Raw genomic sequence first — 21,128 nt, 5'->3', positions numbered from 1 at the left:
CCGGTGCCCACACCGGGGCGATGACACGAGCGACCGCGCCCCGGCCGCTCACGTTCCTCCCGAGCGACCGCCACGGATTCACGAACCCGCAACACCCGGATGCGTCACTGTGGAGGCCTTCGCGTGCCCGGGTCATTGGCACGATGCACACATCCGGCCCGGCATGCTTGTGTCCATTGCCCAAGGAACACGAGTCCGATGTCGGCCAGCCCGAGTGCGCCCTTTCGCATCTACTATCTGCATCCGCTGCTCGCGGGGCCCATGACCGCATGGAACGCGTGGATCGATCACGCCGCCTCGCTGGGATTTCGCCAGCTTCTCGTCGCTCCGCCGTTCGAGGCCTCGCCCTGCGGCGATATCTTCGTCACGAGGGACTTCGACCGGCTCAACGCGGCGATCGCCGCCGACGGCGACGCCACGACGCGCCTCGCCCAGATCGCGAAGGCCTGCCGCGCGCGCGGGCTGGAACTATGGCTCGACCTGCCGCTGGACGAGATCGCTTCGGACGCGACCGTCCGGGCCGAGCACCCGGAGTGGTTCCGCGCGGTGGCGGCGCAGCACGGCACGCCGGACCCGCGCTGGACGCCTAGCGAGAGCGACAGCGCGCGCTGGCGTCTCAACGACCCGGAGGTCGTGGACGAAGCGACCGGCTGGTGGACGGATCGCCTGCGACGCTGGGTCGACGCCGGCGTCTCCGGCTTCCGCCTCATGCATCCGCAGCGCCTGCGTGCCGCCGTGTGGAAGACGCTGATCGATACCGTCAACGGGGGCACCGCTCGCGCCGCCTTCCTCGCCTGGACTCCCGGCATCACGCCCGACGAACTCGCCGGTCTGCGCGGCGCGGGCTTCGACGCGGTGGTGTCCTCGGCGGCGTGGTGGGATTTCCGTGCGCCATGGTTCATCGACGAGGCGGAGCGTCTCGCGACCGTCGCGCCCGCGTTGGCCTGCGTGGAAGAGCCTTTCGCGCCACGGCTGGGCGACGAGCTGGGCGAAGAGAATCAGCTCGATCACGCGTATCGGCGCGCCATCGCGTTCTGCGCGACGTCGCCGGCGGGCTGGATGATGCCGATGGGCTTCGAGTTCGCCGTGCACGACGCGCTCGATCCGCGACGCGGCGCACCTGTCACGCCGGGGCAACTCGCCGCGAACGCGGCCGTCGACCTCACCGCATGCGTCAAGACCGCCAACGCGGCGGTCGCCGATCAGGTGGCGACGCTTCCCGCGATCACGCTGCATGCCGGCGTGGCCACGTTCCTCGGCGTCGACGGCGCGGATCCGCGCACGGCGCCGCGGGCGACGTTGACCGTGGTGAACGCGTCGCTCGACCGCGACGTCGTCGTGACCGCGGCCGACGCGCTGGCCGGTGCCGCGAGCCATTTCGCCCCCTGGACGGCCGCGGACGGCCGCAAGGTGTTCGATCAGGGCGACAGCCTCGTGCTCGAGCCCGGCGCGGTCGTGACGCTGACGGGCACGCCGTCCGCGCCGATCAAGCGCAAGCTCGGCGCGTCGGCGCAGAAGGAGGTGCTGCAGGGTGCCACGTCGGCGCCGCGTGTCATCGTCGAAGCCGTGCAGCCCACGGTCGATGGCGGCCGCTTTCCGGCCAAGCGCGTCGTCGGCAAGGCGATTCGTGTCACCGCCGACATCTTCATGGACGGGCACGACGTGCTCGCGGCGCGGCTGCGCTACCGCGCGCAGGACGAAAAAGGCTGGCGCGAAGCGCCGATGTTGCTGGACAACAACGACATCCATGCCGGCAGCTTCACGCCGACGCGCATCGGCCGCTACGAATTCCAGGTCGAGGCATGGCACGACCGCTACGCGACCTGGCACCACGAGGTCGAGGTCAAGCATGCCGCCGGCGTGGACATCGCGCTCGAACTGGAGGAGGGCAGGCTGCTCGTCGAGGCGCGGGCGAAGGACGCCTCGGGTCCGAAGGCCAAGGCGTTGCGCAACCTTGCGGCCGCCGCGGCCAAGACGGAAGGAGCCGAGCGCTTCGCGCTGCTGATGTCCGATGCCGCCGTCGAGTTGATGAGCGTGACGGATCCGCGCGAACGCGCGAGCACGACGCAGGCGTTCGTGATCGAGGTCGACCGTCGCGAGGCCGAGTTCGCCAGCTGGTACGAGCTGTTCCCCCGTTCGATGACCGACGACAAGGCGAAGCACGGCACGTTCCGCAACACGATCGCGCGCCTGCCGGCGATCCGCGACATGGGATTCGACGTGCTGTACTTCCCGCCGATCCATCCGATCGGCAAGGCGTTCCGCAAGGGGCCGAACAACACGCTGACGCCGGGGCCCGACGACCCGGGCAGTCCGTACGCCATCGGCTCGCCGGACGGCGGCCACACGGACATCCATCCGCAGCTCGGCACGCTCAAGGATTTCCGCGCGCTGCGCGACGCGGCGCACGAACACGGCCTCGAGCTGGCGCTCGATTTCGCGATCCAGTGCTCGCCGGATCACCCGTGGCTGAAGGAACATCCCGAGTGGTTCGATTGGCGGCCGGACGGCAGCATCAAGTACGCCGAGAATCCGCCAAAGAAGTACCAGGACATCGTCAACGTCGACTTCTACGCCGACGGCGCGATCCCCTCGCTCTGGCAGGCGCTCTGCGACGCGGTGCTGTTCTGGGCCGCGGAAGGCGTCCGCACGTTCCGCGTCGACAACCCGCACACGAAGCCGTTCCCGTTCTGGGAGTGGATGATCGCCCGGGTCCGCGCGAAGTATCCCGATGCGCTGTTCCTCTCCGAGGCGTTCACGCGGCCGAAGCCGATGTACCGGCTCGCCAAGGTCGGCTTCAGCCAGTCGTACACCTATTTCACGTGGCGTAACTCGAAACAGGAATTCATCGACTACCTCACCGAGCTGACGACCACGCCGCCGAAGGATTTCTTCCGGCCCAACTTCTTCGTCAACACGCCCGACATCAATCCGTACTTCCTGCAGACCTCGGGCCGCCCCGGCTTCCTGATCCGCGCCGCGCTGGCGACCACGCTGTCGGGTCTGTGGGGCATGTACTCGGGCTTCGAGATCTGCGAGTCCGCGCCGATGCCGGGCAAGGAGGAGTACCTCGATTCCGAGAAGTACGAAATCCGCGTCCGCGACTTCGACGCCCCGGGCAACATCGTGCCCGAGATCACCCGCCTCAATCGCATCCGCCGCGCCCACCCCGCGTTGCAGACGCACCTCGGCGTGCGCTTCCTGCCCGCGAACAACGACCAGGTGCTGTTCTTCGAAAAGCGCGCGGGCGACGACCTCGTCCTCGTCGCGATCAGCATGGACCCGCACAACGCGCAGGCGGCGGATCTCACGTTGCCGCTGGGCGACTGGGGTATCGCCACCGACGCCGCGCTCGACATCCACGACCTCCTCCACGACCAACCCCTCACCTGGCGCGGCTCCACCCAACACGTATGGCTCGGCCTCGGCCAGCCGTACGCCGTCTGGCACGTCCGCCTTCCCGGAGTCTGATCCATGGCAACACGCGGCAAAGGAAAGAAGAAGGCCGTCGCTCCCGATTTCTCGAGCGATCCGCTCTGGTACAAGGACGCGATCATCTACCAGGTGCACCTGAAGTCGTACTTCGACGCCAACGACGACGGCGTGGGCGACTTCCAGGGCCTCATCGACAAGCTCGACTACATCGCGGAGCTGGGCGTGAACACGCTCTGGCTGCTGCCGTTCTACCCGAGTCCGCGCCGCGACGACGGTTACGACATCGCCGAGTACAAGGCGGTGCATCCCGACTACGGCAAGCTGGCCGACGCCCGCCGCTTCATCGCCGAGGCGCATGCGCGTGGCCTGCGCGTGATCACCGAGCTGGTCATCAACCATACGTCGGACCAGCATCCCTGGTTCCAGCGCGCTCGCCACGCGAAGAAGGGCTCCGCGGCACGCAATTTCTACGTCTGGTCGGACACCGACCAGGCCTACGACGGCACGCGCATCATCTTCCTCGATACCGAGAAGTCCAACTGGACCTGGGACCCGGTCGCTGGTCAGTACTTCTGGCATCGCTTCTTCTCGCACCAGCCCGACCTGAACTTCGACAATCCCGCGGTGCTCAAGGCCGTGATGGACGTGATGCGCTTCTGGCTCGACATGGGTGTCGACGGCCTCCGTCTGGACGCCGTGCCGTACCTCATCGAACGCGAGGGCACGAACAATGAGAACCTTCCCGAGACGCATCAGATCCTCAAGATGATGCGCGCGGAGATCGACCAGCATTACCCCGACCGCATGCTGCTGGCCGAGGCCAACCAGTGGCCGGAGGACACGCAGGATTACTTCGGCGAAGGCGACGAATGCCACATGGCGTTCCATTTCCCGCTGATGCCGCGCATGTACATGGCGATCGCCCGCGAGGACCGTTTTCCGATCACGGACATCATGCGCCAGACCCCGGCGATTCCGGAGAACTGCCAGTGGGCGATCTTCCTGCGCAACCATGACGAGCTGACGCTCGAGATGGTGACGGACAGCGAGCGCGATTACCTGTGGCAGACCTACGCCGCGGATCGCCGCGCGCGCATCAACCTCGGTATCCGCCGTCGACTCGCGCCGCTGCTGGAACGCGATCGCCGCCGCGTGGAACTGATGAACTCGCTGCTGCTGACGATGCCCGGCACGCCGGTGCTGTACTACGGCGACGAGATCGGCATGGGCGACAACATCCACCTCGGCGACCGCGACGGCGTGCGCACGCCGATGCAGTGGTCGGTCGACCGCAACGGCGGGTTCTCGCGCGCCGATCCCGCCAGCCTCGTGCTGCCGCCGATCATGGATCCGCTCTACGGTTACCAGGCGATCAACGTCGAGGCGCAGTCGCGCGATCCGCATTCGCTGCTGAACTGGACGCGCCGCATGCTCGCGGTGCGCAAGCGCTACAAGGCGTTCGGTCGCGGCACGCTGAAATTCCTCTATCCCGGCAACCGCAAGGTGCTCGCCTACCTGCGCGAGTTCGGCGGCGAACACGTGCTGTGCGTGGCGAACATGTCGCGCGCCCTGCAGGCGGTCGAGCTCGACCTAGCGGCGTTCGACGGCAGCGTGCCGATCGACATCGTCGGCGGGTCGTCGTTCCCGCCGATCGGTCAGCTGCCGTACCTGCTCACCGTGCCGCCGTACGGCTTCTACGCGTTCCAGATCTGCCCGAACGCGCAGATGCCCTCGTGGCACGAGGTGCCGGCCGAGCCGATGCCCGATTACGAGACGCTGGTACTGCGCGGCGCGCTGGTCGAAGGTCCGGTCATGGCGCACCACCGTGGCGTCATCGAGAAACAGGTGCTGCCGGGCTACCTCGCGGTGCGCCGCTGGTTCGCCTCGAAGGACCGCGGCATCGACGGCGTGAAGATCCTCTATGCGGTGCCCTGGCCCGATCGCGGCGACGACCTCATCCTCACCGAGGTCGAAGCGACGCTCTCCGACGGCGGCACCGAGCGGTACAGCCTGCCGGCGGGCATCGTCTGGGAAGACGAGAACCCGAGCGCGCGGGCGCAGCAACTCGCGCTGGCGCGCGTGCGCCGCGGCCGCCGTATCGGCCTGCTTACCGATGGCTTCGCCCTCGACGCCTTCGCCAGCGGCCTGCTGGTCGGCCTGCGCAACGGCACGGAGCTGCCGCTGCACGATGGATCCGTGCGTTTCGAGACCACCGATGCGTTCGGCGCGGTGGACTTCGACCCGGCGATCGAGAACCGCTGGCTGGCGGGTGAGCAGTCGAACAGTTCGATGATCCTGCACGACGCGGGCGTCGTGAAGCTGTTCCGGCGTACGTCCGCCGGAGTGAATCCCGAGGTCGAGATGGGCCGGTTCCTCACGGAACATGGCTACGCCAACACGGCGCCGTTGCTGGGCGAGGTCGTGCGGGTCGGCGAGCACGGCGAGCGCACCACGCTCGCGGTGTTGCAGGGCTTCCTGCGCAATCAGGGCGATGCCTGGCGCTGGACGCTGGATTTCCTGCGCCGCAGCTACGACGAGTACGGCCACTCGGCCGACGACGAGCGCAGGGCGGAGATCGAGGCCGGTTACGACGCCTTCGCGGCCGCCGTGGGCACGCGTCTGGCCGAACTCCATGCGCTGCTCGCGAAGCCGTCCGAGCTCCCGGCGTTCTCGCCTGAGAAGGCGGACGCGAAGACCGCCGACGCGTGGCGGGATGCCATCCGCGCCCAGGTCGAGCGCGCGCTGGCGTCGGTCGATGCCACGCACGAGATGTCGGAAAGCCTCGCCGCCGAAGCGGAGGCGCTGCGCGGCTACGCGGGCGCACTGGGGGATCGCATCGCCACGCTCGCCCGTGCGGGTGTCGGTGCGCCGACGACGCGCACCCACGGCGACTTCCACCTCGGCCAGATCCTGGTCGTGCAGGACGACGCGTACATCATCGACTTCGAGGGCGAGCCGGCGCGGTCGCTCGAGGAGCGGCGCGCGAAGACGTCGCCGCTGCGCGACGTGGCGGGCTTCCTGCGCTCGCTCGACTACGCGGCGGCGATGGCTCGCCGCGGCGAGGACGGGCTCGCGCCCGTCGAGGACGAAGGGTTCGTCGATTACCTCGCACGCTTCCGCGAGCGCTCGACGCGCGTGTTCCTCGCGGCTTACCGCGACGTGCTCGACGCGGCACCCGTCCGCTGGATCGACCCGGACGCGCTCGCGCCCGTGCTCGAGCTCTTCGTCATCGAGAAGGCGGCCTACGAGGTCGTGTACGAGGCGGCGAATCGCCCGGGTTGGCTGGACGTCCCGCTGCGTGGACTGCTCAGCGTCGCGCGCGGCGATACCGCGAACGAACTGAAGGAGGACACGTGACCGATCCCCGCACTTACGGTCTCGGCGACGGGGCCGCGATCGACGCGCTGGTCGAAGGCCGGCATGGCGACCCCTTCGCGATCCTCGGGCCGCACACGGTGGACGGGCGGCGCGTCGTGCGCAGCCTGCAGCCCGGCGCGACGGCGGTGGAAGCGATCGACGCCTCGGGCGGCGTGCTCGGCGAGCTCGAGCGCGTCCACGCCGACGGCCTCTTCGCCGGCTTCGCCGATGGCGACGTGGGCTATCGCCTGCGCGTGCACTGGCCGGCCGCCATCCACGAAACGCACGACCCTTACGCCTTCGGCACGCTGCTCGGCGACGACGACCTGCGGCAGCTTTCCGCTGGCCAGCACATCGAACTGTTCCGCTGCCTTGGGGCCCATCCGGTCACGATCGATGGGGTGCACGGCGTGCGTTTCGCCGTGTGGGCGCCGAACGCGCAGCGGGTGAGCGTGGTCGGCGACTTCGACAGCTGGGACGGCCGTCGCCATCCGATGCGCAAGCGCGTGCCGGCCGGCGTCTGGGAGCTCTTCATTCCCGGGCTGCTGCCGGGCGCGCGTTACAAGTACGAGATCTGGGGCGCCGACGGATCGCTGACCCAGCGGGCGGATCCCGTCGCGCTCGCCGCCGAGCTGCCACCGGCGACGGCATCCATCGTCGCGGATCCGACCGCTTTCCGCTGGACCGACGACGAATGGCTGCGCCGACGCGGCGCGCTGCATCACGCCGGGTCGCCGATCTCCATCTACGAACTGCACGCCGGCTCGTGGCTGCGCGGCAAGGACGGCCAGGACCTGCACTGGGACGAGATCGGGGAACGCCTGATCCCGTACGTCGCCGGGATGGGCTTCACGCATGTCGAGTTGCTCCCGATCTCCGAGCATCCCTTCGGCGGCTCGTGGGGTTACCAGCCGCTGGGCCAGTTCGCACCGACGTCGCGCTTCGGGACGCCCGAAGCGTTCGCGCGCTTCGTCGACCGCTGCCACGAGGCGGGCATCGGCGTGATCGTCGACTGGGTGCCCGCGCATTTCCCGACGGACATCCATGGCCTCGCGCACTTCGACGGCACGCCGCTCTACGAGCACGCCGACCCGCGCGAAGGCTTCCACCAGGACTGGAACACGCTGATCTTCAACCTCGGCCGCAACGAGGTCTCGGCGTTCCTCGTCGCCAGCGCGCTCGCGTGGCTGGAGCGGTTCCACGTCGACGGCCTGCGTGTCGACGCCGTCGCGTCCATGCTCTACCGCGACTATTCGCGCAAGCATGGCGAGTGGGTGCCGAACATCCACGGCGGCCGCGAGAACCTCGAGTCGATCGCCTTCCTGCGCCGCGTGAACCAGCTCGTCGCCGAGCGGCATCCGGACTGCATGACGATCGCCGAGGAGTCGACCGCGTGGCCGGGCGTGACGCAGCCGGTGGAGCAGGGTGGCCTCGGCTTCACGTTCAAATGGAACATGGGCTGGATGCACGACTCGCTGGAGTACATGTCGCGCGACCCGATCCATCGCCGATACCACCACGGCGAGATGACCTTCAGCATGGTCTACGCGTATTCCGAGAAGTTCGTGCTTCCGCTTTCCCACGACGAGGTCGTCCACGGCAAGCGCTCGTTGCTGGGCCGCATGCCCGGCGACGAGTGGCAGCGCTTCGCCAACCTTCGCGCCTATTACGGATTCATGTGGGCCCATCCGGGCAAGAAGCTGCTGTTCACCGGCGGCGAGATCGCCCAGCCGCACGAGTGGAACCACGATGCGCAGATCGCGTGGGACCTGCTCGACCATCCCGCGCACCTCGGCGTGCAGAAGCTCGTCCGCGATCTCAACGCCGTCTACGCCGCGACGCCGGCCCTGCACGCGTGGGACAGCGATCCGCGCGGCTTCCGTTGGGTGATCGGTGACGACGCCGCGCAGAGCGTTTTCGCGTGGCTCCGCTTCGCCGAGGGCGCGCGGCCGGTGCTGGTAGTCAGCAACATGACCCCGACGCCTCGCCACGGCTTCCGTATCGGCGTGCCCGAAGGTGGGCGCTGGCGGGAGGCGATCAACACGGACGCCGCCGACTACGGCGGGTCCGGCGTCGGCAACGAAGGCGAGCGTCACGCGCAGTCCGTGCCCTCGCATGGCTTCGACCAGTCGCTGGTCGTCAGCCTGCCACCGCTATCCACCGTTCTATTCGTCGCCGACTGACCAGGATCACGATGCCCGCCTTACCCGAACGCATGCAATCAGGCACGCCCTATCCCCTGGGTGCGACCTGCGACGGCATGGGCACCAACTTCGCCGTCTTCTCCGCCCATGCCGAGAGAATCGAGCTGTGTCTCTTCGACCCCTCGGGCAAGCGCGAAATCGCGCGTTACGACCTGCCCGAGTGCACGGACGAAGTGTTCCACGGCTACCTGCCGCGTGTACGTGGTGGAACGTTGTACGGGTTCCGCGCGCACGGCCCGTACGCACCGGAGGAAGGACACCGTTTCAACCCCAACAAGCTCCTGCTGGACCCTTACGCGCGTCTGCTGCAGGGGCAGGTCCGCTGGTCGGACGCGCTGCACGGGTATCGCGTGGCCTCGCCGCGTGCCGACCTGTCGTTCGACCGGCGCGACAGCGCGGCGGCGATGCCGAAGGCGGTCGTGGTCGACGAACCCATGCACTGGACGCAGGGCAACCGTCCGCACACGCCGTGGAACGAGACGGTCATCTACGAAACGCACCTGAAAGGCTTCACGAGGAACCTCAAGCGCATCCGTCAGCACGAGCGCGGCACGTTCATCGCCCTGGCCGATCCGTATGTCATCGACTACCTCGTCAAGCTCGGCGTGACCGCGGTGGAACTGCTGCCCGTGCACGCGTACCTGCAGGACCGTCGCCTGACGGAGATGAAGCTGCGCAACTACTGGGGCTACAACACGCTCGCTTTCTTCGCCCCCGAGCCGGCCTATCTCGCGGAGGGCGCGCTCAACGAGATCCGCGCCGCCGTGCAGGCGCTGCACGCGGCGGGCATCGAAGTGATCCTCGACGTGGTCTACAACCACACCTGCGAGGGCAGCGAGCTGGGCACGACGATGTCGTTCCGCGGCCTGGACAACAAGAGCTACTACCGGCTCATGGAGGACAACCCGCGTTACTGCATCAACGACACGGGCACCGGCAACACGGTCAACACCGCGCATCCGCGCGTACTCCAGCTGGTGATGGACTCCCTGCGTTACTGGGTGCAGACGTTCCATGTCGACGGATTCCGTTTCGACCTGGGTGTGAGCCTCGGACGCGAGGGGGACAGGGGCTTCGATCCGAACTGCGGCATGTTCGACGCGATGCGCCAGGATCCGGTGCTGGCCAACGTGAAGCTGATCTCCGAACCATGGGACATCGGTCCCGGCGGCTACCAGCTCGGCAATCATCCGCCGGGCTTCGCCGAATGGAACGGCAAGTACCGCGACGACATCCGCAAGTTCTGGAAGGGCGACGCCAACATGCGCGGCGCGCTCGCGGGTCGCCTGCAGGCCTCCGGCGACCTGTTCGACCACCAGCGCCGCAAGCCCTGGGCCTCGGTCAACTTCGTCACCGCGCACGACGGATTCACGCTCGAGGACCTGGTCAGCTACAACGACAAGCACAACGAAGCCAACGGCGAGGACAACCGAGACGGCGGCAACGACAACGAGAGCTACAACTACGGCGTGGAAGGTCCGACCGATGATCCGGCCATCCGCACCCAGCGCGACCGCGTCAAACGGGCGATCCTGGCGACGCTGTTCTTCTCGCACGGCACGCCGATGCTGCTGGGCGGCGACGAGTTCGGCCGCACGCAACAGGGCAACAACAACGCGTACTGCCAGGACAACGACATCTCCTGGTACGACTGGAAGCTGGCGACCTCGGACGCGGGTCGGCAACTCACCGACTTCGTCGGCCTGCTGACGCGGCTGCGCGAGCAGCACCCGACGCTGCGGGCCAAGCACTTCCTGCGTGGCGATACCGACGTGGTGCCCGGCATGAAGGAGGTCGCCTGGTTCGACGAGAGCGGCACCGAGATGAGCCAGGAAACCTGGGGCTACACGGAAGGGCGCCTGCTCGCGGTCCGTCGCGCGCAGCTGCACGGCGAGAAGCGGGCGGACGTCACGCTGGTGATGCTCAACGCGACGCCGGAAACCCACGTGTTCCACCTGCCGCAGCCCGGGGCGAACTGGCGCCTGCGCTGCAACACGGCGGAGCCTGGCGCGCAGGAGATCCCCTGGAGCGAACCGTCGATCGAGGTGCAGGGCCGTAGCGTCGTGCTGCTGGCCGCGACCGTGAAGCTGGAGAGCGCATGACCGCCGCGTCGTTCCATGCGATGCCTTACGGCTTCAAACCCCTGGGCGACGGACGCACGCGCTTTCGCCTCTGGGCGCCCGACGCCGAGAAGGTCGTCATCGAATTCGACGAGGCGGAACCGACGACGATGCGTGCGCTGGACGATGGGTGGTTCGAGTGCATCTGTCCCGTGGAGGAGGGCGCGGGCTACCGGTTCCGCATCGACGGCCGCGACGGGGTGCCCGACCCGGCCTCCCGTCGTCAGCTCGACGGCGACGTCCATGGCTACAGCGTCGTGACCGACCCTGCGGCCTATCGCTGGCGGAATCCGGAGTGGCGTGGCCGGCCGTGGCGCGAGACGGTGATCTACGAGCTGCATGTGGGCGCGCTCGGCGGGTTCCACGGCGTGGAGATGGTGCTGCCGCACCTCGCGTCGCTCGGCATCACGGCGGTGGAGCTGATGCCGATCGCGCAGTTTCCGGGCGAACGCAACTGGGGCTACGACGGCGTGCTGCCCTTCGCGCCAGCGGCGGCTTATGGCTCGCCGGAGGATCTCAAGTCGCTGGTCGACACGGCGCACGACCTCGGCCTGATGGTGTTCCTCGACGTGGTGTACAACCACTTCGGTCCCGAGGGGAATTACCTCGGCGCCTACGCGTCGCCGTTCTTCGACGAGTCGGCGCACACGCCGTGGGGCGCGGCGATCGGCGTCGCCACGCCGCAGGTCGGCGATTTCTTCGTGCACAACGCGCTGTACTGGCTCGAGGAGTTCCGCTTCGACGGCCTGCGCTTCGATGCCGTGCACGCCATCGGCAATCCGGGCTGGCTCTCGTCGCTGGCCGCGCGCGTGCGCGCGGCGACGGGCCCCGACCGCCACGTCCACCTGGTGCTCGAGAACGAGGCGAACCAGGCGAACCTGCTCGGCCCGGGACGTTTCGACGCGCAGTGGAACGACGACTTCCACAACGCGCTGCACGCGCTGGTCACGGACGAAAACGAGGGCTACTACGCGCACTACCATCCCGCGGCGATGGAGAAGTTGCTGCGCAGCCTGCAGGAAGGCTTCGCGTTCCAGGGCGAGGCGATGGGAAACCGTCGGCGCGGCGAACCGAGCGGTCACCTGCCCGCCGCGCGCTTCGTCAATTTCGTGCAGAACCACGACCAGGTCGGTAATCGCGCGTTCGGCGATCGGCTGACGACGCTCATCGCACCCGAGACGATGGAGGCCGCGCTGGCGCTGCTGCTCCTCGCGCCCTTCGTGCCGCTCTTGTTCATGGGCGAGGAGTGGGCGAGTCGCACGCCGTTCCTGTTCTTCACCGACTTCCCCGACGAAGATTTGCGCAAGGCCGTCCGTGACGGCCGGCGCAGGGAGTTCGAGGCGTTCACCAGCTTCGGCGGCGAGGAGATTCCCGATCCGAACGACGGCGACACCTTCCGCTCGTCGATTCCGTCGCGCGACCCCGACGTCGGCGAGGCACGACGCGTGCTGCTCCGCGAGTTGATCGCCCTGCGCCAGAAGCACGTCGCGCCGCATATCGAGAGCGCGCGCGGAGCGGGCGCGGTAGCGCTCGGTGCGCGCGCGCTGCGCGCGTCGTGGACGCTCGGATCGTCGACGCTGACGCTCTTCGTCAACCTCGGAGACGAGGACGTCACGGTCGACCCGCCACCTTCTCCGACATCGGCATGGCTCCACGGCGATGCCGCCGACATCGCGACCCTTTCCCGCGGCGTGCTCCCCGCGCGCCGCACCCTTGCCAGCCTGGAGTCCTGATCCCGTGAACGCCTCTCTCGACGATCGCCTTGCCGTACTGGCCGAACAGGCAGGCATCGACGTGCACTGGCGGGACGCGCTCGACCGGCCGCAGGTGACGCCTCCCGACACCTTGCGCGCCGTGCTGCGTGCCCTCGGGCTCGCGGCGGACAACGCCGACGACATCGAGGCCAGCCTGCGGCGCATCGAGGACGAGCGCAGCGGTCGCGAGATCCCGCGGTTGCTGACCGCCGACGCGGCGGGCCGGCTCGCGCTGCCGGCCTCGCCACGCGGACGGGCCTGGAAGATCCTGCGCGAGGACGGCGGCGTCGTCTCCGAAGGCGAACTGCCGTCGAGCGAGCGCGAGATCGCGGCGCCTTCCGAACCGGGCTATTACACGCTCGCCCTGGGCGACGACGAGGTCACGCTCGCCGTGGCGCCGTCGCGTTGCTTCGGCGTCGCGGACGTGCGCGACGCGCATCGTCCCTGGGGCATCGCCGTGCAGATGTCCGGCCTGCGGCGGCCATCCGACGGCGGCATCGGCGATTTCACCGCGCTGGAGCTGTGCGCACGCGCCGCGGCGGAGAAGGGCGCCGACGCCCTCGCCATCAGTCCGCTGCACGCGCTGTTCGCGGCGGCGCCGGAGCGATACAGCCCGTATGCCCCGTCGAGCCGCCTCTTCCTCAACGGCCTGTACATCGACCCGACGCGCACGAGTGGCGAGCAGACGGTGCGCGCCGTGATCGACACGCACAACCTGCGCCAGGAGCTGGCCGAGCTCGAGTGGCTGGAGCTGATCGACTGGCCGCGCGCGGCGCGTGCGCGCATGACGATCCTGCGTTCGGTCTACGAGTGGGCCTCGGTCGACCTCGCGGGCTCTGAACGTTTCATGGCGTTCCGACGCGAACAGGGCGAGCCGCTCGAACGGCATGCGCGCTTCGAAGCGTTGCATGCGGACTTCACCGCGCATGGGCGTCCGGGCGGCTGGCAGGGATGGCCGGCGGAGTTCCACGATCCGGCGGGCCCGGCCGTGGCGGCGTTCGCGCGCGAGCACTCGCGCGAGGTGGCGTTCCACGCCTGGCTGCAATGGCTCGCGTCGCAAGGCCTGGCGGGTGCGCAGCATACGGCGCGCGACGCCGGCATGAAGATCGGCCTGATCGCAGACCTCGCCGTGGGCGCGGATTCGGGCGGCAGCCACGCCTGGGCGCACCAGGGCGAGGTCCTCAGCGGCCTGTCCGTCGGCGCGCCGCCCGATGCGCTGAACCGGCTCGGACAGGACTGGGGCCTGACGACGTTCTCCCCGCGCGGCCTGCGCGAGTCGGGGTTCCGTGGATTCATCGGCATGCTGCGCGCGGCCCTCGCGCACGCGGGTGGCGTCCGCATCGATCACGTGCTCGGACTGAAGCGCCTCTGGATGGTGCCGCACGGCGCCGGCGCGACCGAAGGCGCGTACGTGCGTTACCCGCTGACGGACATGCTGCGCCTCATCGCGCTGGAGTCGCACCTGCATCGCGCGATCGTCATCGGCGAGGATCTCGGCACGGTGCCGTCCGATTTCCGCGGGACGATCGGTGAAAAAGGGCTGCTTGGCATCCGCGTGCTCTGGTTCGAACGCGCCGCGGACGGCGGCTTCATCGCACCGACGGAGTGGTCGCGCGAGGCGATGGCGACGACGAGCACGCACGATGTGCCGACGGTCGCCGGGTGGTGGAGCGGTCGCGACGTCGAATGGCGACGCCGGACCGGTCTCGACAATCCCGAGGTCGACGAGGTCGCCGAACGCGAGAACGATCGGCACATGCTCTGGCGCGCGCTCTACGCCTCCGGCTCCGCGTGGAACGAGGAGCCGCTTCCCGCTCAGGACGACATCTCACCGGTCGTCGTGGCGGCCGCGCGTCACGTGTCCCTCGCGCCCGCACCTTTGGCGATCTTCCCGGTGGAGGACGTGCTCGGACTGCACGAGCAGCCGAACCTGCCGGGCCCGACCGACGCCGTGCATCCCAACTGGCGGCGGCGCATGCCCGATTCCTCGGCGCGTCTGTTCGACGGCCCCATCGCCCATGCGGTCTGCTCCGCCATCGACCAGACCCGGAACCGTTCATGAGTCCTCCGCGCGCACTGGCGCGCCTGCAGTTCCATGCGGGCTTCACGCTCGACGACGCCGCGGGCGTCGTTCCTTACTACGCCAGCCTCGGCGTCAGCCATCTCTACGCCTCGCCGATCCTGCGCGCGCGCGCCGGTTCGACGCATGGCTACGACGTGGTCGATTGTCATGAGGTCAATCCCGAGATCGGCGGCGAGGACGCGCTGCGTCGTCTCGTCAAGGCGTTGCGCGAACATCGCATGGGCCTCGTGGTCGACATCGTGCCCAACCACATGGGCGTGGGTGTGGAGAACGCATGGTGGATGGACGTGCTCAGGCACGGCCGCGAGAGCCGCTACGCCGGCTACTTCGACATCGACTGGCAAGCCCCCGATCCGTTGCTGCGGGGAAGGCTGCTGCTGCCGATCCTCGGGGCGGGCTACGACGAGGCGCTGCGCGCCGGGCATCTGAAACTGGAACACCGACGCGGCGAATGGGTGCTGCGGGTTTACGACGATCGCCTGCCGCTCGCGCCGGCGACGGTGGCCGGCTTCGCCGACGATGCCGCGGCCACGCACGACACGTCGACCGACGAGGGCAGGGCGGCGCTGCATGCGCTCATCGAGAAACAGCATTACCGCCTCGCGTTCTGGAAGCTCGCGAGCGACATGGTCAACTACCGCCGCTTCTTCGACATCAACGAACTCGCCGGCCTGCGTATCGAACGCACGGCCGTGTTCGAGGACACGCACAAGACGATCTTCCGGCTTTACGCCGAGGGGCTGATCGACGGCGTGCGCTGCGACCACGTGGACGGCCTCGCCGATCCGCGCCGCTACTGCCGCCAGCTGCGGCATCGGCTGGAACGCCTTCGTGCGACACGGCCTGAGGGTGCGCCGCGCGACGCCGCGTACCTCGTGGTCGAGAAGATCCTCGCGCACGACGAGGCGCTGCGCCTCGACTGGCGCACGGACGGCACGACGGGCTACGAGTTCATGGACCAGGTGTCGGCCGTGCTCCACGACGAAGCCGGCGAGTCGTCGTTGACCGGTCTGTGGCGCAGCCTCACGGGCGACGCCGCCGACTTCGGTACGCAGGCGGTGCGCGCGCGGCGGCAGATCCTCGTCGACAGCTTCGAAGCGGAACTCGATCGCACCGCGCGTGCGTTGTTCGCCGCGGCGCGCGCCGACGTGGCGACGCGGGACGTGTCGCTGGCCGCCATCCGCCGTGTGCTCGTCGAGCTGCTCGTGCATTTCCCCGTCTATCGCACGTACGCGGGAGGCACGGGGCGCGACGCGTACGACGAAGCGGTGTTCTCCCGCGCGGTCGAGGGCGCGCTGCGCACCATCCGCGTGGAAGACGTCGAGCTGCTGCACCTGGTGGCCCGTTGGCTGGGCGGCGAGGCGCCGCGCGCGCTGCCGCCGGGCCCGGTGCGACGTGCGCGCGAACGGGCCATCGCCGTCTTCCAGCAGGCCACGTCGCCGGTCGCCGCGAAAGCCGTGGAAGACACGGCGGGCTACCGATACGGCCGCCTGCTGTCGCGTAACGAGGTGGGCGTGGACGCCGCGCACCTCGCGATGCCCCCAGCGGAATTCCACGCGCGTTGCATCGAGCGCGCCGACACCGTGCCGCACAACCTGCTCGCCACGGCCACGCACGACCACAAGCGGGGCGAGGACCTCAGGGCGCGGCTCGCCGTGCTTTCCGAGGAGGCCGGTCGGTGGGTGGTGACGGTCGAGAGATGGCGGGCGCGTCACGCCGACCTGCGCCAGCGGGCCGAGGGCCGCATGGCGCCGTCGGCGTCCGAGGAACTGATGCTCTACCAGATGCTGGTGGGCGCCTGGCCGCTCGATCTGGCGCCCGACGATCAGGAAGGCGTCGAGCGCTTCGCCTCCCGGATCGCCGCGTGGCAGCGCAAGGCGCTGCGCGAGGCCAAGCGCTGGACGCGCTGGACCTCGCCCAACGAACCCTACGAGGACGCCTGCGAGGATTTCCTGCGCGCGCTGCTGTCGGGCGACGCGGCGGCCGAACTGGCGGCGTTCGCCGGCTACATCGCGGCGCCCGGCGCGGCGAACGGCCTGGCCCAGACGGTGCTCCGCCTGACCACGCCCGGCGTGCCGGACCTGTATCAGGGCACCGACTACTGGGATTTCAGCCTGGTCGACCCGGACAACCGGCGGCCGGTAGATTTCGCGGCGCGCCGGGCGTCGCTCGAAGGGGACATGGCTCCTGCGGAGCTGCTGCCGACGTGGCGCGGGGGAGGGATCAAGCAGGCCGTCATCGCGCGGCTCCTGCGGCTGCGCGCGAAGCATCCTGACCTGTTCGCCCAGGGCGGGTACAGGCCGCTCGACGCGACGGGACCCGCGGCGGACCATGTGCTCGCGTTCGTCCGGGAGCGCCGCGGCGAGCGTCTCGTGGTGGCCGTCGCCCGGCACACGGCCCGCTGGCTGGGCGGTGCCGACGGCCCCGCGATCCCGGCGGCGTGCTGGGAAGGCACGACGTTGCAGCTTCCCGACGGGGACTGGACGTCGGTGCTGGGCGAGGGGAACGTCGAGGGCGGGGTGATCGCCGCAGCCGACCTCTTCGGCGGACTGCCCTGCGCCGCGTGGCTGTCCCGGCACGGTTGATCCTCGTCGCGAACCCATCGCCGATACGATCGGCTCCCACCCTCCGGTAGCCACACCCGGAGGTGGGAGCCGATCGCATCGGCGATCCCGCGAAGCGGGCACCTCGCGACAAGCCGCGACCGAAGGGGTGGGAGCCGATCGCATCGGCGATCCCGCGTCAGCGGGCCGGGTGCCGGGGACGCGGCGATTCAGGCCCGGAGCGACTCCACCAGTGCGACGTAATCCCGCATGGCCTGCTCGCGCGTGGTGCCCTTCAGCTTGCCCCAGGCCTCGTACTTGGCCGTGCCCACGAAGTCGAAGAAGCCGGGCTTGCCGCCGTGGACGTCGCCCTCCGACCCCTGCTTGTAAAGCGCGTACAGCCGCAGGAGCGTGTCGTTGTCCGGGCGGTCGTCCAGGCCCATGACCGCATGGGCGGCCGCCTCGAACCGGCGCTGGAGCTCATCGGACATGCGGCGATCGCCACCGGCACAGGGGAAGGTTCCGGGCTTGTAGCACGGCCCCCGGAGGCTGTCCATGGCCGGAATCCGGCCGCCGACGCGATATCATGGCGGTTTCGCGCGAGAGGTTGTTCCCATGGCCCATCCGGCTGCCGTCCCCGTCCTGACCATCGACGGCCCCTCCGGTTCGGGCAAGGGCACGATCAGCCGCCTCGTCGCCGAGCGACTGGGCTGGCACCTGCTCGATTCCGGCGCGCTCTACCGCGCCGTGGGCTACGCGGCGGGCGAGGAGGGCATCGATCTTTCGGACGCCGAGGCGGTCACCCGCTGCGCCGAAACGGTGAAGATCCGCTTCCGGGCCAGCGCCGACGGCGGCGAGACCCGGGTGCTGGTCAACGGGCACGACGCCACCGACGAACTGCGCACCGAGACGGCCGGCGCCGCCGCCTCCGCGATCGCCGTGATCCCGTCGGTCCGCCAGGCCCTGGTGGACCTCCAGCACGGCTTCCGCAAGGCGCCGGGCCTCGTCGCCGACGGCCGGGACATGGGGACGGTGATTTTCCCCGATGCCGCCCATAAGTTCTTCCTGACCGCCAGCGCGGCCGAGCGCGCGAAAAGGCGCTATAAGCAGTTGAAGGATAAGGGGCTCAGCGTTACACTTGCGGTCCTGCAACGAGAGATCGAGGCGCGCGACGAGCGTGATGCGTCGCGGCCGGTCGCCCCGTTGAAGCCCGCCGAGGGGGCCGTGGTGATCGATACCACGGGCATGCCCATCGATGCGGTGGTGGCGAAAGTATTCGCCGTGGTGCGTCCGTAAGGCGCATCCGGCATTGGTGTCCGCGCAGTGCGCGCGGGCTCTTGGCAACGGTGCAGGGCGTCCCTTTTCAGGCATTCCCGCACCCACAACCGGTGGGTCCCCCGTCCGTTTGCGATCACGAAGGTACGCGAACGCGGGTACGGCCTTTCATAACCCTGGAATCAACATGACTGAAAGTTTTGCCGAACTGTTTGAACAGAGCCAGCAGGCCATTTCCAAGCTGAAGCCCGGCTCCATCGTCACCGGTATCGTTGTGGAAATCCGCAACGACGTGGTGGTGATCAACGCCGGCCTGAAGAGCGAAGGCATCGTCCCCATCGAGCAGTTCAAGGACGAGTCCGGCGCGCTGGAAGTGGAAGTGGGCGACGAGGTCAAGGTCGCGCTCGACGCGCTCGAAGACGGCTTCGGCGAGACCAAGCTCTCCCGTGAGAAGGCCAAGCGTTCGATGGTGTGGGACGACCTCGAGCAGGCGTTCGACAAGGAAGAGACCATCACCGGCAAGATCTCCGGCAAGGTCAAGGGCGGCTTCACGGTCGACATCAAGGACGTCCGCGCGTTCCTGCCGGGCTCCCTGGTCGACGTGCGTCCGGTCCGTGACCCGGTCTACCTCGAGGGCAAGGACCTCGAGTTCAAGATCATCAAGCTCGATCGCAAGCGCAACAACGTCGTCGTCAGCCGCCGCGCGGTTGTCGAGACCGAGTTCTCGGAAGAGCGCGAGAAGCTGCTCGAGCGCCTGACGGAAGGCGCGGTCGTGAAGGGTGTGGTGAAGAACCTCACCGATTACGGCGCGTTCGTCGACCTCGGCGGCATCGACGGCCTGCTGCACATCACCGACATGGCGTGGAAGCGCGTGCGTCACCCGTCCGAAGTCGTCAACGTCGGCGACGAGCTGGACGTCCGCGTGCTCAAGTACGACCGCGAGCGCAACCGCGTGTCGCTCGGCCTCAAGCAGCTCGGCGACGACCCGTGGGTCGCCATCGCCCGCCGCTACCCGGTCGGCAGCCGCCTGTTCGGCAAGGTCTCCAACGTCACCGATTACGGCTGCTTCGTCGAGATCGAGCCGGGCGTCGAAGGCCTCGTGCACGTGTCCGAGATGGACTGGACCAACAAGAACGTCAACCCGGCCAAGGTCGTGCAGGTCGGTGACGAGACGGAAGTCATGGTCCTCGACGTGGATGAAGAGCGTCGTCGCATCTCCCTCGGTATCAAGCAGACCCGCTCGAACCCGTGGGAAGCCTTCGCCGCCATGCACAAGAAGGGCGACAAGGTCTCCGGTCAGATCAAGTCGATCACCGATTTCGGTATCTTCATCGGTCTGGAAGGCGGCATCGACGGTCTCGTCCACCTGTCCGACATCTCGTGGCAGGCATCGGGTGAAGACCTCGTCCGCAACTTCAAGAAGGGCGACGAAGTCGAGGCCGTGGTTCTCGCGGTCGATCCGGAGCGTGAGCGCATCTCCCTCGGCATCAAGCAGATGGAGCAGGATCCGTTCGGTCAGTTCATGGCCACGAATCCGCGCGGCACGGTCCTGACCGGCACGGTCCGCGAAGTCGACGCCAAGGGCGCGACGATCGACCTCGGCGAAGGCGTCGAGGGCTACATCCGCGCGAACGACATCGCCAAGGAACGCGTGGAAGACGCCACGCAGTACCTGAAGGTTGGCGACGCCGTCGAGGCGAAGTTCACCGGCATGGATCGCAAGGGCCGTCAGCTGCAGCTGTCGATCCGCGCGAAGGACGAGGAAGAGCTGGCCGATACGATGGCCGACTACCAGTCCGCCGCCGGCGGCACGACCAAGCTCGGCGCGCTCCTCAAGGAGCAGATGAACAAGGCCGACTAACCGTCGGGCGAGGGGCGGCCAACACCGCCCCTCGCTGTTGTTCCACCGTATTTGCGTCAGTTCGAGAATCACCAGGGGACCCATGACAAAGTCGGAACTGATCGAGGCGCTGGCGCGGCGCCAGACCCACCTTGCGTTCAGCGACGTGGAACTAGCCGTCAAGAGCGTGCTCGAACAGATGAGCCACGCCCTCTCCACGGGCGAGCGCATCGAGATCCGCGGCTTCGGCAGCTTCGCGCTCCATTTCCGTCCGCCGCGCATGGGACGTAACCCCAAGACCGGCGAGGCCGTCGCCCTGCCGGGCAAGCACGTCCCGCATTTCAAACCTGGCAAGGAACTACGCGAACGCGTGAACCTCGTCGAGGAAGCGAACGCCGCGCTCTGACGCGGCGTTTTTTTGGCGCGGCCGACGGCCGTCTGCCGTCCCAAGCGCCCGAAACCTGTACGAAAAGCGAACCGGTGGGCACCACCGTGTTCAGCTTTCGGGTACAGTCGC

Annotated in this window: 11 protein-coding genes; 10 read left to right on the top strand and 1 reads right to left on the bottom strand. The window is 68.6% G+C overall.

What is annotated here, in order from left to right; translation table 11 throughout:
* Positions 1-198: 198 nt before the first annotated feature.
* From J2X58_RS07280 to treY, 7 genes are read left to right on the top strand one after another with little or no spacing between them, the layout of a single operon-like run.
* The gene (locus J2X58_RS07280) at positions 199-3,471 is read left to right on the top strand and encodes a maltotransferase domain-containing protein (protein WP_310047276.1); all 3,273 of its coding nucleotides are present in this window, start codon (positions 199-201) and stop codon (positions 3,469-3,471) included.
* A 3-nt stretch (positions 3,472-3,474) separates the two neighbouring features.
* Positions 3,475-6,792: a maltose alpha-D-glucosyltransferase gene (gene treS, locus J2X58_RS07275; RefSeq protein WP_310047274.1), complete on the top strand. Its 3,318-nt coding sequence runs from the start codon at positions 3,475-3,477 to the stop codon at positions 6,790-6,792.
* Between the two features lie 38 nt (positions 6,793-6,830).
* The gene (glgB, locus tag J2X58_RS07270; protein WP_310047901.1) at positions 6,831-8,975 is read left to right on the top strand and encodes a 1,4-alpha-glucan branching protein GlgB; all 2,145 of its coding nucleotides are present in this window, start codon (positions 6,831-6,833) and stop codon (positions 8,973-8,975) included.
* An 11-nt stretch (positions 8,976-8,986) separates the two neighbouring features.
* Entirely contained in the window at positions 8,987-11,098 is a 2,112-nt protein-coding gene (glgX, locus tag J2X58_RS07265) for a glycogen debranching protein GlgX (protein ID WP_310047272.1), read from the top strand.
* Positions 11,095-12,849: a malto-oligosyltrehalose trehalohydrolase gene (treZ, locus tag J2X58_RS07260; RefSeq protein WP_310047269.1), complete on the top strand. Its 1,755-nt coding sequence runs from the start codon at positions 11,095-11,097 to the stop codon at positions 12,847-12,849. Before glgX ends, treZ begins: the two co-directional genes overlap by 4 nt.
* 4 nt (positions 12,850-12,853) lie before the next feature.
* A complete protein-coding gene (gene malQ / locus J2X58_RS07255; protein ID WP_310047267.1) occupies positions 12,854-14,932 on the top strand; it encodes a 4-alpha-glucanotransferase in 2,079 nt (692 codons plus the stop codon).
* A complete protein-coding gene (gene treY, locus J2X58_RS07250) occupies positions 14,929-17,538 on the top strand; it encodes a malto-oligosyltrehalose synthase (protein WP_310047266.1) in 2,610 nt (869 codons plus the stop codon). Before malQ ends, treY begins: the two co-directional genes overlap by 4 nt.
* A gap of 188 nt (positions 17,539-17,726) precedes the next feature.
* Here the strand turns inward: treY and J2X58_RS07245 are convergent, their stop codons facing one another.
* Complete coding sequence (locus tag J2X58_RS07245; RefSeq protein WP_090052884.1) at positions 17,727-17,987, bottom strand: acyl-CoA-binding protein; 261 nt, start codon at positions 17,985-17,987, stop codon at positions 17,727-17,729.
* Between the two features lie 124 nt (positions 17,988-18,111).
* Between J2X58_RS07245 and cmk the strand changes: the two genes are divergently transcribed.
* From cmk to J2X58_RS07230, 3 genes are all read left to right on the top strand, one after another.
* Positions 18,112-18,792 (top strand): (d)CMP kinase, encoded by a 681-nt coding sequence (cmk, locus tag J2X58_RS07240; RefSeq protein WP_090052886.1) that lies wholly within the window; start codon positions 18,112-18,114, stop codon positions 18,790-18,792.
* A gap of 166 nt (positions 18,793-18,958) precedes the next feature.
* Positions 18,959-20,632, top strand: coding sequence for a 30S ribosomal protein S1 (gene rpsA / locus J2X58_RS07235; protein ID WP_090052888.1), 1,674 nt, complete (start codon positions 18,959-18,961; stop codon positions 20,630-20,632).
* A gap of 82 nt (positions 20,633-20,714) precedes the next feature.
* Positions 20,715-21,017, top strand: a complete 303-nt coding sequence (locus J2X58_RS07230) for an integration host factor subunit beta (RefSeq protein WP_090175780.1) — start codon at positions 20,715-20,717, stop codon at positions 21,015-21,017.
* The last annotated feature ends 111 nt before the right edge of the window (positions 21,018-21,128 follow it).

Origin of the sequence: Luteibacter sp. 3190 (assembly GCF_031456385.1) — a bacterium.
Classification (GTDB): domain Bacteria; phylum Pseudomonadota; class Gammaproteobacteria; order Xanthomonadales; family Rhodanobacteraceae; genus Luteibacter.
This window is presented reverse-complemented; position numbering and strand designations above follow the sequence as displayed.

Coding starts and splice junctions, on each gene's coding strand:
- treS (WP_310047274.1), top strand. CDS start 3,475: ATGGCAACACGCGGCAAAGGAAAGAAGAAGGCCGTCGCTCCCGATTTC.
- treZ (WP_310047269.1), top strand. CDS start 11,095: ATGACCGCCGCGTCGTTCCATGCGATGCCTTACGGCTTCAAACCCCTG.
- treY (WP_310047266.1), top strand. CDS start 14,929: ATGAGTCCTCCGCGCGCACTGGCGCGCCTGCAGTTCCATGCGGGCTTC.
- J2X58_RS07230 (WP_090175780.1), top strand. CDS start 20,715: ATGACAAAGTCGGAACTGATCGAGGCGCTGGCGCGGCGCCAGACCCAC.
- J2X58_RS07280 (WP_310047276.1), top strand. CDS start 199: ATGTCGGCCAGCCCGAGTGCGCCCTTTCGCATCTACTATCTGCATCCG.
- cmk (WP_090052886.1), top strand. CDS start 18,112: ATGGCCCATCCGGCTGCCGTCCCCGTCCTGACCATCGACGGCCCCTCC.
- J2X58_RS07245 (WP_090052884.1), bottom strand. CDS start 17,987: ATGTCCGATGAGCTCCAGCGCCGGTTCGAGGCGGCCGCCCATGCGGTC.
- glgX (WP_310047272.1), top strand. CDS start 8,987: ATGCCCGCCTTACCCGAACGCATGCAATCAGGCACGCCCTATCCCCTG.
- rpsA (WP_090052888.1), top strand. CDS start 18,959: ATGACTGAAAGTTTTGCCGAACTGTTTGAACAGAGCCAGCAGGCCATT.